Raw genomic sequence first — 12,645 nt, forward strand, 5'->3', positions numbered from 1 at the left:
GCATTTAAGCTTTTATTTTAATCTTTTAGGCAAAATTTTGTCTTTACCATATTTTTTTACTTTTTTTGTCTTTATAAAAATATTTTACAACTTTTCAAATAACTTTTAAATATTTTGTAATTATTTTTAATATATTGCATCATTTACATTTTGGATATATTTTAAATATTTTTAATCATAAAAAGGAGACAAAATTCATTATTAATCATTTGCAAAATCAAAAAACTAATATTTTATCACAAAAACTCCAAATTCAAATTATTTTGTATTTTTTGCATTTATATAACATCAATAACATTATTAATTGGATTAGTTTATTTGCAATTTAGAAATCAAAGACTAAATCATAAAGTTTTCAATGAAACAGTAGCTATTAATGAACCTCAAATCCAAACTCTCAAAAAATATAAAAAAACTCACCCAAACAAAATAAAGGGGGTAAGTGGGACAAAACTTTAAAAAAGGGAATAGAATTTGTATCTGTAATACAAAAACCTACTTTAATGACTCACAAAAAATACATTTTTTATGAAAACAAACCAAATATTGCAAATTTATAATCTATTCCCGAATTAACTAATGTTCAAATATTAGAACAAATAATAAAACCCCAAAAATTAATCAAATACAAAAGAACTTGATTTGTTTAAACAAAAAAACAACCATTTTCAAGAACCTTTGGATTCGCAATGAATTAAATTATTGCAAAATCCTTTTAATAAATGGCAAAAAACCTTTAAACAAAATAGATATTTTACTCAAATCCAAATAATACAAGATAACAATGCTATTTTTTGCTTATTTTTTAACAAAAATATTGAAATTACCCTTAGAAAAAATAAATAAGGTTATAATTATGGAATATAACAGTAATCAAAAAAAAATTAATTCAAGACAAAGAGATTTTTTTAGGTAATTTAATATTAAGCATTTATCAAAAGCAATTTAACTGTAAAGAAAGTTTTAATTTATACTTTAATCCTGTAAGAAAAACTTTATCTATTTATAAAAAAAATATAACATATTATAAATAGCTTACAATTTTGAGCAATAAAATATTGTAGTTCCAACAGCAACAAAAAAAACAGATATAATTAGAAAAAAACACATTAATCACAATCAAACAAACCCCAAAGAGACTTTTTACAGTCTCTTTTTTTATTAAACCCAAATAATTTATAATTTTGTTATAATTGAAGTATCAAACACACAAAAAACCAAAGCAATAAGGAAAGCAAGGATAAAACATTGATAGCTGAAATAATTATAGATATAAAAACTACATATCAAGGAATCAACAAACCTTTTGATTATTTGGTACCACCACATTTTGAAAAGATAATCCAAAGGGCAATGAGAGTTGTTGTTCCTTTTGGTAATGCTAATTTACAACGCTTAGGCTACATTATCAATTTAAAAGAAAATAGCCAATTTAATAACAACTTAAAAGAAATAATAACTATTTTGGATGAAAATCCTTATTTTGATCAAGAATTTTTTTTATTATCCCAAGAAATGTTAAAAACTCCTTTTATCATTAAAGCTTTAGTTTATAAAACTATTTTCCCCAAAGAATTTGTAAAATCTTTTTTAAAAGAAATTAAAATTATAAATAAGGAGTTGTTGCCTGAAAATCTCAAAGGTTTTTTTCACAAACAAAAATGAAATTTTTTTAAATCCGAAAAACAAATCCCAAGAAAAACTGTTAGAACATTTCACAAAAATATCTAAGAAAAAAATTGTCATAATCAAAGATATTTTACAACTTAAAGAAAAAAACACTGAAAAAAAATATGCATTTACCACCTTAATCCACAATCAAGCGAACAAAAAGACAAAAAATTAACACCCAAACAAAAAGATTTTATTGAAAAATTAAAACAATTAAAGCCTTTGAAAAAATTATATAAAACACACTCAAATGAAATCAAACATAGCAAACAAAAAATAGAAATTCAAGAAATCACAAGAAAAAAAGCCTTAGAATTAACTTCGAACAGCATTATTCAATCCTTAATCCGCAAAAAGCTTATTTTACAAACAGAAAAAAAATAAGTATAATTTTGAATCACAACTTTGATTTGCTTGCAGAAGACAAAAAAATAATTTTGAATGAAGAGCAAAAACAAATATTGCAAAAAATAAATATTAACTATCATAAGACTTATCTTTTGCACGGAAAAACAGGAACAGGAAAAACTGAAATTTATCTCCATTTAATTACAAAAGTTCTCAATCAAAATAAGCAAGTTTTATTATTGGTACCCGAATTAATGTTAATAGCTCCTTTAATGCAACGCCTCCAAGCCAAATTTACAAAAAAAATATAGCTATTTTGCATAGTTATTTAAGTCCCAAAGAACATTTAGACCAATTCTTAAAAATTAAAGAACAACAAGCCTACATTGTTTTGGGAACTCGTAGTGCTATTTTTGCTCCTTTAAATAATTTAGGAATTATTATTATTGACGAAGAACACGAAGAGGCTTTAATAGAAAAAGAACGCGCCACTTATGATGCAAGAATCTTAGCACAAATAAGGGCTAAATACCACAAAATTCCTTTAATTTTAGGAAGCGCTACTCCTTCTTTGGAAAGTCATTATCAAGTTTTACAACAAAATTATCAACTTTTAAGCCTTACCAAAAGAGTTTTAATTGATGATTTTCCGCCCATAGAACTTGTTGACATGAAAGAAGAATTAAAAAAAGGTAATTTAGAACCTTTTTCCCAAAACCTCAAAAATGCCTTAAAGGAAGTTATAGCCAAACAACAACAAGCCATTTTATTTATCAACACCAAAGGTTTTGCGCCATTTGTTTTATGCCGTTTTTGCGGGTTTGTCCCCAAATGCCATAAATGCAATAATAGCCTTACTTTTTATCTAAAACAAGAGCTATTAAAATGTAGTCATTGTAACTATAAAGAGCAATTTACAAAAAAATGCAGACGCTGTTCCAAAGAACAAATAAAAGAAGTTGGCGTTGGTATCGAATACATCGAAGCTTATATCAAAAAAGAATTTTTGCATGCAAGGCTTATCAAATTTGATTCAGATACTATAACAAAAATTAGTCAATACGAAAAATTATGGAACGATTTTAATCAAGAAAAAGCAGATATTTTGTTAGGAACTCAAATGATTGCCAAAGGGCTTGACTTTCACAAAGTTACTTTAGTAGGTATTTTAATGGCAGATTCTTTACTCAAAATTCCTAGTTTTAAAGGCTCAGAAAAAACCTTTCAATTAATCATTCAAGCAGCAGGACGTTGTGGCAGAAAAGAACAAGGAAAAGTAATTGTGCAAAGCTATAATGTAGATCATTTTGCAATTAATGCAGCAGTTAAATATGAAGAAAAGGGGTTTTTGAGAAAACTTTTAGAAGAAAGAAAAATGTCACAAAACCCTCCATTTGGATACCTGAGCCAAATTTTAATCTCTCATAAAGATTTTAAAAAAACTTTTAATATTGCTTACCGAATCAAAGGCGCATTGGCAAATCGCTTTTCGCAAAAGATAACTGTTTTAGGTCCTGTTTTGTCACTTATTCCTAAAAAAAATAACCGTTATCGCTGTTTATTGACACTAAAATATAACATTTGGCCTTTGGATCTAGATTTTATTTTGGAAAACAACATTCACCAAGATGCTTTAATTGTTTTTGATAGGTTCAACAATTTATTGTAAACAAATTATAAAAGCAAAAGATAAATTAAATTTACATTGAGGAAAGAAAAAACAACATCCAAACAAAATTACCATTCTTTTTTATTGCTTTTTAATTGCCATTAACAAAAAAATATGTACTTAAAAAAACCAGAAAAAACAATACAAAATCAACAATTATTTTATTGTATAAATTGACATTTTTTATTATTTATGTTAAAATGAAATTAGTTAGTTATTAAAAATATAAATTAAAAGCGAGGTATTATTTCAAAAACATATGGACGATAGTGATAGTATAAAATTTATCACAATAAAGATCTTTGAAAAAAAGACGTTTTTGGATAAAAAAAATTTAGCAAATAAAAAATTATGCATTAATGCCAAAAGGGGTTTTTTCTTATGAATCCGATAATCATATTGATTATTTTAATCGCATTAAATGCTTTTTTTGCAGCTTGCGAAATATCTTTTATTTCTACTAACGAAAGCAAAATTGAATTAGATATTAGAAAGGGCAATAAAAATGCTTTAAGAGTAAAAAAAATCAAAGCCAAACCAACCACTTTTTTATCAGTAATTCAAATTATGATTCACATCATTACTTTTTTTCAAGGAAATATTGTAACATCTTATTTTCTAAGAGAGAAAGAGGGTCATTTTTCATTACATAAAATTGGAATTGAGGCTTTAATTATTACTCTTTCTATTATTTTTGGAGAATTAATTCCTAAACGCATAGCAATGCATGCGCCTTCTAAAATTGCTTATTTTTTTCTGGTTCTATTTCCTTAATTGCTTGGTTAATTACGCCTTTAGTTTGGGTTTTGACTCAAGTAAGTAATCTTTTTCTTATTGTTTTCGGACTAAATCCTAACAAAAATAGCATACAAATTTCGGAAGACGAACTACGATTGATGTTAATTTCAAGTTATCAAAAAGGCATAATTGACAAAGATGAAAATAAAATGATTCAAAATATTTTTGAATTTGATCACACAAACATTTTTGAAGTAATGCGTCACCGCACTGAAGTAGTTGCAATTGATGTTGAAATTACCAAAAAAGAATTAATTAAAACTATCCAAAATGAAAAATACACACGTTTCCCAGTTTATGAAAATAGTATTGATAATATTATAGGAATTTTACATATTAAAGATATTTTTAATTATTTAATGTCCTCAAACACAAATAAAATTTTTGATTTGAAAAAATTCATTAGAAAACCTTATTTAGTGCAAGATGCCCAAAATACTAGAGAAATATTTCGCGAAATGAAAAAAAACAAAACCCATATGGCAATAGTAATTGACGAATATGGTGGCACAGCTGGAATAATTACTTTTGAAGATTTAATTGAAGAGATTTTAGGTGAAATTTCTGACGAATACGACAACGAAGAGCTAATGATCAAAGAAGTTGCCAAAAATGAATATATTGTCAATGGATTTGCTGATTTAGAAGAAGTCGCAGAAACAATTAAATTAGAATTTAACACTGAAGATTACGACACTTTAAGTGGTTTTTTAATAGGAAAATTGGGAAGATGCCCCAACCAAAATGACAAAAATACCGAAATCATTTACAAGAATTTTAAATTTAAAATCTTAAAACACAATGATAAAGTAATTTCTCAAATCAAAATCTCAAAAATAGATTTACAAAAATAAAATAAAAAAAGCAAATATTTTCATATTTGCTCTTTTTTATACCTTTATAAGTTTGTTCAATTAAAAAATCATTTATTTTCAAATAAATAATAATGAGTAGTAAAAATCAATGTTTAGAATTATAACCATTCATCAAAATATTAAAATCCACATCTTGAATAAAATTAAATATAATTTTATTAATAATATCAATGTTTTTTAAAATGTTTTTTTGACTACTTGCATTTACAGGCGTTAAAAGATATTGATCCAAAGGCATACAAGAATCTAAACTAACTCCTATTTTTAACCTTTTAAATTGTTTAGTGCATAAACGATCAATAATATTTCTTAATCCGTTATGCCCTCCATGACCACCTTGCATTTTTAACTTTAATTTTCCTTCATCCAAATAAATATCATCTACAATGACTAAAATATTTTCTATCTTAATGCGATATTTATTTATAATTTTTTTCACCACTTCGCCTGACAAATTCATATAAGTTTGTGGTTTAATCAATAATGTTTGATGATTATTAAAGTTAATTTGATAAATATGGGCATTTGTGTCTTCCTTCAAGGTTTGATATTTATTTTGACTTAAAAAAGAATCAACAACAACAAAACCAATATTATGACGAGTATTTAAAAATTTTTTACCTGGATTGCCCAAACCTACAATAAGTTTCATCGTTTGTCCTTTCTTTTTTGTGTTTTATTATTTCATTTTGTTATTTATGATAAGAAAAAGCAAAAACTGTTTACAAATTTAATTTTGCAATTGTATATTTGAATTATTTTACTAATTACATTATTTTTTCTTTTTGAATTGAACAAAGAAAAGCGGTTTTATTTTTTGTATTTTGTGCGCAAATTATTTTTAATAACGAAGATAACAAAATACCAACGGCAATAAAGAAAAAAGATGCTTTCATTAAAGCATCTCTTATATAAATTATTGAAACAAATAGCAAAGAAAGAAATTATTTATTAATATCTTTTAAAATATTTTCTATACGACGCCCATAAGATAAAGATTTATCATATTTAAAAACTAAATCAGGGATTTTACGAAAATTTTTAATTTTTTTAGCTAATTCGAACCGAATAACAACTTTATTTTGTTCAATAGTTTCTTCTGTTAATTTCAAAACAGCTGGATCATCGCTTAAAATAGTATAATAAACATTAGCAAAAGACAAGTCTTTTGTTACTTTAACATCAGTTAAATTAATATATCCTATTTGTTCGTCTTGAATAACATCATTAATTAAAACCAATTCTTTTTGAATTAGACTGGATAGCCTTTCAGATGTTGTTACCATTTTTTATTCCTCTACTTTGCTTAGTTTAGATGTTTCTATTATATCATTAATTTCAAAATCATTAAAACCATCAAGTAAAATGCCGCACTCATGACCTTGTTTGGCAGATTTAATGTTATCTTTGAGATGTTTTAAGGATGTAATTTTGCCTTTAAATAAAACTTCATCATTGCGCATCACTTTAGCAAAATCGCTATTATTGACAATGCCTTGTGTCACATAACAACCAGCAATATTACCAACTTTACTGATATTAAAAATTTTTCTTACTTCTACTTTGCCAGTAACCACTTCTTCAAAAGTAGGCTTAATCATAGATTTTAATTTTTGTTCAATATCTTCAATAATGCGATAAATAACATTATGAATAGTAATTTTTACTTCTTGTATTTGAGCAGATTTAAGTGTAGAAAAAGCAGGTTTGATATTGAAGCCTATTAACAAACTGTCTGATGATTTGGCAAAAGCAATATCTTTTTCTGTGATTGTTCCAACAGCAGCGCGCAAAAGTTGCACTTTAAGATCGGATACTTTAATTTTGTCAATCATACCTTGAAGCGCTTCCAAACTGCCTTGAGTATCGGCTTTTAAAATGATATTTAGTTCTTGAGGTTTTTCGGTTTCTAAGTCTTGTAAAATATCTTCTAAATTAAGAGGAGAAGGGGGTTTAGCTAAAGTTTCTTTAGTTTTGGTTTTTTTTCAGATACAATTTGTCGTGCTTGTTTTTCATTAGAAACGGCATAAAAAATATCTCCTGCTTGAGGAACTTCTTTTAATCCTGAAACTCGCACAGGTTGCGAAGGTAAGGCTTTGGTTGGTGTTTTTTTATTTTCATCTTCCATGGAACGAATTTTCCCATAAGAAGTTCCAGCAACAACGATATCGCCTACTTTGAGGTTTCCATCACTTATAATAAAAGTAGCCACAGGACCTAAAGATTTATCAAGGCTTGCCTCAATAACTGTTCCTTTAGCTTTTTGATCGGGATTAGTTTGTAAATTTTGGATTTCACTAAATAAAAGAATAATTTCTAATATTTTTTCCAAACCTTCTCTTTTTAAAGCAGAAATAGCAATATAAGGAGTAGTGCCGCCCCATTCTTCAGGTAATAAATCATAACTAGATAATTCTTGCATAATTTGTTGTGTTTTATTGTTGGGTTTATCAACTTTATTTAAAGCAACAATAATAGGAATTTGGGCTTTTTGGGCGTGTTTCAAAGCTTCTAAGGTTTGTGGTTTGACACAATCATCAACTGCTACTACCAAAATACAAATATCAGTAATTTTAGCTCCTCTAGCTCTCATCTTATCAAAAGCTTCATGTCCTGGAGTATCAATAAAAGTTATTTTATTGCCTTGGTATTCAACTTGATAAGCTCCTATGTGTTGTGTAATGCCTCCAAATTCTTGATCAACTACACGAGTTTTTCGAATGGCATCTAATAGGGTTGTTTTACCGTGGTCAACATGTCCCATAATAGTTACAATAGGAGGTGTTTTTTGCAAATTAAGTTTTTGATTGGGCTTGGCTTGGAGTTTGGATTTAGTTAGTGGAGGCTTTTGTGGTTGAAGTTGTGGTGGTGTTTGTTCTTTTTGGGGTTCAATTACTTTAATATTGTATTCTTTGGCTAAAAGTTCAACAATATCTTTTTCTAAGGTTTGGTTAACATCTGCTTTAAGCCCTAATTGTAATAACTTTTTAATTAAAACAGCACTGGTAATGCCAAAAACTTGAGCGATTTGAAAAACTTTGTCTTGGGGATTAAAAACATAGTTTTTACTAGCAAAATCGTTTTGAAAATCTGTTTTATTAGATAATTTAGGGGTAGTTTTGGATGAATTTTCATTATTTGTTTTTTTGTTAAGGGTCATTTAAATCCCTCCTTTAATTTTAATAATTTTGAATGCATGAAAATAAAAAATTACAACATAAAAAAATAAATTTGGACAAAATAATAAAGTGTGAAGTAAACAAAAATATTAAAAAGATGGAAAAAATGAATAAATATAAAAATGTTTACTAAGTTTTTGAAGCAATTAATTTTAAAAGGATTTGATATATTTCTTCAGGAACTTGGGTTTTGAGTTTTTTATCTAAAAGTTTCTTTTTTTGCGACAAAATAACATATTCAGGTTTTAAGGTTAGATATGCCCCTCTTCCTTGAAGTGCTAAATTAAAATCAACAGATACTTTTCCTTGTTTAGTACTATTTATTCTGATCATTTTTTTGATATCTTGAATTTTTTTAGAAACTATACAAGTGCGTAAAACAGTCATTACAATTAAATTAATCCTTCTATTTGGGCTTGATCTAAGGTTTTGATATCAATATTCCACTTAGTTACTTCCACTGCTAATTTAACATTTTTACCTAATTTACCAATTGCTAAAGAAAACTGGTCGTCAGGTACAATTGCAAGAGCGCATTTGTTAATGTCGTCTTTGATGACAACTTGAAGGCATGAAGCAGGTTTAAGGGCATTTGCAATAAGTTCTTGGGGATCGTCGCTCCAAATAAATAAATCAATTTTTTCGCCTTTAAGGATTTTGATAACATTTTTAATACGGTTGCTTCTTTCGCCAATACAAGAGCCAATTGCATCTATTTGAGCATCACAAGAAAATAAACCAATTTTAGTGCGTTCGCCAGAAATGCGGGCAACACCTGCAATTTTAACGATGCCTTCTTGGATTTCAGGAATATTTTCTTCTAACACTTTAACTACAAGTCCAACATGATTACAACTGACAAAAATCTTAGGCCATTTGGTAGTTTTTTTACTTCTGACAAAAAAACTTGAATTCTTTCACCTACTTGCATTTCATTATTTGAAGCAATTTCTTTTTTAGGAAGTAAGGTAGTAATTTCTTTTTCTAATTCCAAATTATAAAATTTGTCGTTTTCTGAAATAATTTTAGCACTAATTAATTTGCCTTCTTGTTGTTTAAAAAAATTATAAATGTTTTCTCTTTTCTTTTTGGTAAGTTCTTCGTTAAATTGATTTTTAAATTCTTTGACAGCGTATAGATTAAAATCTTTAGGATCAACTTTAATATCAATTACTTGACCTATTTTAGCATGAGGCTTGATTTGTTGAGCTTCTTCAAGAGTAATGGGAGTTGACTCTTTTAAATTAATAGTGCTGATAGTAGCTTCGTCAGCTACCAAAAATTGTTTATATAAAATAATTTCACTTTTGTCTTCTTTTAAATGGATTTTACAACTTTTAACTTTATGATTTTTTTTGCAACCAGAAATCAATCCTTTAGCAAAAGCATCAATAACTTGGTCTTTATCTAAACCACTTTCTTGAGCGATTTTATCTAAAAGTTTAAAAAAATTCTTACTAATCAAATGATACCTCCTAGTAAATGCATCTTGTTAGGTTTGGGGAACGTTTAACATTAACAAACGCAACCAACTAAAACTAGATACAAAATAAAAAAACAGTGATTTTTTACAAGCACCATTTTTTATCTTTTGATGAAAAAATAACTCATAATATAATTATATCATTTCCCAAGGCAAATAACAATTTTTTATGCATACTTAAGGAATTTTGTGAATAAAAAGTAGATAAAAATAATAAATTTGGCTATTGGACAATATCTTTAGGAGTTAAATATAAGAAATTAGTTTTTTGGTTTTACCAATAAGTCCTTTCAAAATTTTTACCATTACCCAAGTATCTTGTTTGCAATATTGTTCTAAGGCTTGAAATTGCGCTTGAAATTTTAAAGGAGACATTTGAGGAAGTTGAATGTAAGTTAAAAAAGCCTCAATACCATTTTGAATAACTAAATTTTGATAATTCAGATTGCAAAATAAAGGAGTAATTTTTTTGATAGAAAAAGAGCCTTGTAAATGGGGATGATAAAAATTAATGCCTGCGGCTTGTTCGGAATCAAATCCTAGGTTTTGATAAAAAGTTTTGCTGCCTTTTAGAATGTCTTTAAGGTCAAAAATACGCGCAATAAGATTTTGGATTTGGAAGGAATATTCAGGAAAAAGCAAAGATAATTCTTGAAGCCGTGTTTTTTCAAAAGCTTTATGATAAACAATAATGGAACCTCCATCATCTAAAATGGCATTGGTTAGTTTTTCTAATAAGGTTTTTCTGTGATCAGAGTGATTGGGTGCCAAAAAAGAAACGTGATTTTTATCTTTATCGCACAAACCAGGGGCTTTTTCAATGTGAAGTGAAAATTGAAATAAGGATTGAGTGTAGGGTTTTTCGCCCTTAAATCTAGGAAAAGGAGAAGGAAAAGCTTCAAAATCTAAATAATAAAGAGGATATTTTAAGGTTTGCAAACCTGCTTTAATCTTATCAAAACAATAATAAGGAATCTTTTTTTGGGTAACTTTTTGTTGCACTTTATTATCAAAACGATTCAACCAAGCAAAAGGGATATCAAAAACATGATAATATTGTTGCAAAATTAACTGTTGTATTTCGTATTTTTGTTTTTTTGGGAGTCAAAAAAACCTAAATGATTATAAAAATAAGTAAAAATACTATCTTTAGAAGGGATGTTTTCATAAAAATGAAGGATTTTTTCGGGCAACAAATAAGAAGCAAAAGTGCTTTTGGGCTTGGAAGTTTTGGAAGACAAATAAGAAATTAAAAGATTGGCATCATTTTCTAATATTTGAGTTACTTGTTGAGTAATCAAAGTCAAATCAATAAAAGTAAGCAAGCTAGGATCCAAAGACTTATTGCAACTTCTTTTGTCATCCAAAACATAATCCGAATTAAGAACTACCAAATAATACTCTATTTTTTTCTTTTTTTGTGCCTCAGTTAAATTATTTTCAATTACCCATCTTTGATAAGTTAAATCATAGATGTATTTTCCTTCTTCTGATTCAGGATTAAAAAAAGTTTGCATTTTTTTTGATAAGATAGATTTCCTTGATTGGAAACCTTGAAAAAAGGCGATAAAGTGTTAGGGTTTGTATAATGGAAAAAAGGCATTTTTTCTTTGTTATCATTTACAAATTGCAATTTTAAAAATTTTTTGCTAGTAGTAGTTTTAGTTTCAAAAATACGAATAGTGGTTTGGTCTTCTTGATATCCATCTAAAAAACAATAAAATTGATATCCTTGTTTATTCATTTGAAACTTTTTTTGTTGATGAGTTTCCAAAGAAAAAATAACTTCTCCTGGAAAATGTTTTTCCAAATAAGAACTTACCAAAAGCTCTAATTGTTTGTAATAAGGTTGCATAATGGCTAAATGTTTTTGGTTTAAAAAAGCTTGATATTCTTCTTGCTCACTTAGATTTTCTTGTAAAAAAGCAAGTTTTTTAGCATAAGTTTCTTCTTTAATTAAATCTTTGAGTTCATTGGAAAAATCCAAAAGAAACTGAGATTTATTTTGATACAAAAACTTAAAATTCAAATATTTTAAAACTTTTAAAACTTAATAAAACGAGTTTTAGAAATTTTCATTCATATGTCCTTAATTATTGTCTAATTTGATATCTGCATAAAAGCAAAAAATACAAAATATTAATCAATTTGATTTTGTTTAATTGTTTTTTTACTCATTAAAAAATACAAGAGTTATTGTTTTTTATTAAAGTTTTTTAATGTTTTTTGAATACGCAATTTAGCATTAAAATCTTTTAAAGCATTTCTTTTATCATGTTTTTTCTTGCCTTTAGCTAAGGCAATTTCTAATTTAACTAAATTTTTATTAAAATAAACTTTCAAAGGAATAACAGACAATTTTTCAGTTTTGATTTTTTTTTGAATTTGGATAATTTCATATTTTTGCAACAAAAGCTTTTTAGTTCTATTTTCATCATATACCAAACAACAACTAAAAGGATATTTTAAAATAGTCATATTCACTATAAAAACTTCTTCATTTTTGATATGAATATAGGAGTTTAATAAATTAATTTTTCCTATTCTAATTGATTTTACTTCACTCCCTAATAATTTAATTCCTGCTTGATATTTTTTTTTTCTAAAGAATAATCATAAAAT

16 protein-coding genes and 1 pseudogene are annotated in these 12,645 nt (G+C 26.7%); 6 read left to right on the plus strand and 11 right to left on the minus strand.

All coding sequences use genetic code 11. The features are described 5' to 3' along the window. Positions 1-1,248: 1,248 nt before the first annotated feature. The 6 genes and pseudogenes from BBA70_RS03015 (at position 1,249) to BBA70_RS03040 (ending at position 5,340) form a co-directional block, all read left to right on the plus strand. Positions 1,249-1,665, plus strand: a complete 417-nt coding sequence (locus BBA70_RS03015; protein ID WP_252861628.1) for a hypothetical protein — start codon at positions 1,249-1,251, stop codon at positions 1,663-1,665. A 228-nt stretch (positions 1,666-1,893) separates the two neighbouring features. Continuing rightward, positions 1,894-2,055, plus strand: coding sequence for a hypothetical protein (locus BBA70_RS03020; RefSeq protein ID WP_252861629.1), 162 nt, complete (start codon positions 1,894-1,896; stop codon positions 2,053-2,055). A gap of 8 nt (positions 2,056-2,063) precedes the next feature. After that, positions 2,064-2,330 carry a DEAD/DEAH box helicase family protein gene (locus BBA70_RS03025; RefSeq protein ID WP_252861630.1) on the plus strand — a complete coding sequence of 89 codons (267 nt, stop codon included), beginning with the start codon at positions 2,064-2,066 and terminating at the stop codon, positions 2,328-2,330. A gap of 5 nt (positions 2,331-2,335) precedes the next feature. Further along, complete coding sequence (priA, locus tag BBA70_RS03030) at positions 2,336-3,688, plus strand: replication restart helicase PriA (RefSeq protein WP_252861631.1); 1,353 nt, start codon at positions 2,336-2,338, stop codon at positions 3,686-3,688. A gap of 381 nt (positions 3,689-4,069) precedes the next feature. Further along, a pseudogene (locus tag BBA70_RS03035) lies at positions 4,070-4,569 on the plus strand (CNNM domain-containing protein); the annotation flags it as partial. 15 nt (positions 4,570-4,584) lie between these two features. Further along, on the plus strand, positions 4,585-5,340 hold the full coding sequence (locus BBA70_RS03040) for a hemolysin family protein (protein WP_252861638.1): 756 nt from the start codon (positions 4,585-4,587) through the stop codon (positions 5,338-5,340). 106 nt (positions 5,341-5,446) lie between these two features. Here the strand turns inward: BBA70_RS03040 and pth are convergent, their stop codons facing one another. The 11 genes from pth to smpB all read right to left on the minus strand — a co-directional run bounded on the left by pth (position 5,447) and on the right by smpB (position 12,603). Next, positions 5,447-6,013 carry an aminoacyl-tRNA hydrolase gene (gene pth, locus BBA70_RS03045; RefSeq protein WP_011412846.1) on the minus strand — a complete coding sequence of 189 codons (567 nt, stop codon included), beginning with the start codon at positions 6,011-6,013 and terminating at the stop codon, positions 5,447-5,449. Between the two features lie 292 nt (positions 6,014-6,305). Further along, entirely contained in the window at positions 6,306-6,647 is a 342-nt protein-coding gene (gene rbfA / locus BBA70_RS03050) for a 30S ribosome-binding factor RbfA (RefSeq protein WP_011412848.1), read from the minus strand. A gap of 3 nt (positions 6,648-6,650) precedes the next feature. Further along, on the minus strand, positions 6,651-7,286 hold the full coding sequence (locus tag BBA70_RS03055; protein ID WP_308495570.1) for a hypothetical protein: 636 nt from the start codon (positions 7,284-7,286) through the stop codon (positions 6,651-6,653). Positions 7,287-7,318: 32 nt separating this feature from the next. Further along, positions 7,319-8,521 carry a translation initiation factor IF-2 gene (gene infB / locus BBA70_RS03060; RefSeq protein WP_252861632.1) on the minus strand — a complete coding sequence of 401 codons (1,203 nt, stop codon included), beginning with the start codon at positions 8,519-8,521 and terminating at the stop codon, positions 7,319-7,321. Positions 8,522-8,669: 148 nt separating this feature from the next. Then, positions 8,670-8,927, minus strand: coding sequence for a YlxR family protein (locus BBA70_RS03065; protein ID WP_011412850.1), 258 nt, complete (start codon positions 8,925-8,927; stop codon positions 8,670-8,672). Between the two features lie 5 nt (positions 8,928-8,932). Beyond that, positions 8,933-9,367, minus strand: a complete 435-nt coding sequence (locus BBA70_RS03070; RefSeq protein WP_252861633.1) for a hypothetical protein — start codon at positions 9,365-9,367, stop codon at positions 8,933-8,935. 5 nt (positions 9,368-9,372) lie between these two features. Further along, positions 9,373-10,005 (minus strand): NusA N-terminal domain-containing protein, encoded by a 633-nt coding sequence (locus tag BBA70_RS03075; protein WP_252861634.1) that lies wholly within the window; start codon positions 10,003-10,005, stop codon positions 9,373-9,375. Between the two features lie 264 nt (positions 10,006-10,269). After that, the gene (locus BBA70_RS03080) at positions 10,270-11,088 is read right to left on the minus strand and encodes a DUF2779 domain-containing protein (protein ID WP_252861635.1); all 819 of its coding nucleotides are present in this window, start codon (positions 11,086-11,088) and stop codon (positions 10,270-10,272) included. A 2-nt stretch (positions 11,089-11,090) separates the two neighbouring features. Further along, a complete protein-coding gene (locus BBA70_RS03085) occupies positions 11,091-11,540 on the minus strand; it encodes a hypothetical protein (RefSeq protein WP_252861636.1) in 450 nt (149 codons plus the stop codon). Further along, positions 11,486-12,052, minus strand: coding sequence for a hypothetical protein (locus BBA70_RS03090; RefSeq protein ID WP_252861637.1), 567 nt, complete (start codon positions 12,050-12,052; stop codon positions 11,486-11,488). Before BBA70_RS03090 ends, BBA70_RS03085 begins: the two co-directional genes overlap by 55 nt. Before the next feature lie 164 nt (positions 12,053-12,216). Next, positions 12,217-12,603: an SsrA-binding protein SmpB gene (gene smpB, locus BBA70_RS03095; RefSeq protein WP_308495571.1), complete on the minus strand. Its 387-nt coding sequence runs from the start codon at positions 12,601-12,603 to the stop codon at positions 12,217-12,219. Between the last annotated feature and the right edge of the window lie 42 nt (positions 12,604-12,645).

It is taken from the genome of New Jersey aster yellows phytoplasma (assembly GCF_002554195.1).
GTDB lineage: Bacteria > Bacillota_I > Bacilli_A > Acholeplasmatales > Acholeplasmataceae > Phytoplasma.

What these genes read in the sequence shown, in the direction of transcription:
- infB (WP_252861632.1), bottom strand. Translation starts at nt 8,521, where the DNA reads ATGACCCTTAACAAAAAAACAAATAATGAAAATTCATCCAAAACTACC.
- pth (WP_011412846.1), bottom strand. Translation starts at nt 6,013, where the DNA reads ATGAAACTTATTGTAGGTTTGGGCAATCCAGGTAAAAAATTTTTAAAT.
- rbfA (WP_011412848.1), bottom strand. Translation starts at nt 6,647, where the DNA reads ATGGTAACAACATCTGAAAGGCTATCCAGTCTAATTCAAAAAGAATTG.
- BBA70_RS03040 (WP_252861638.1), top strand. Translation starts at nt 4,585, where the DNA reads ATGTTAATTTCAAGTTATCAAAAAGGCATAATTGACAAAGATGAAAAT.
- BBA70_RS03065 (WP_011412850.1), bottom strand. Translation starts at nt 8,927, where the DNA reads ATGACTGTTTTACGCACTTGTATAGTTTCTAAAAAAATTCAAGATATC.
- BBA70_RS03085 (WP_252861636.1), bottom strand. Translation starts at nt 11,540, where the DNA reads ATGCAAACTTTTTTTAATCCTGAATCAGAAGAAGGAAAATACATCTAT.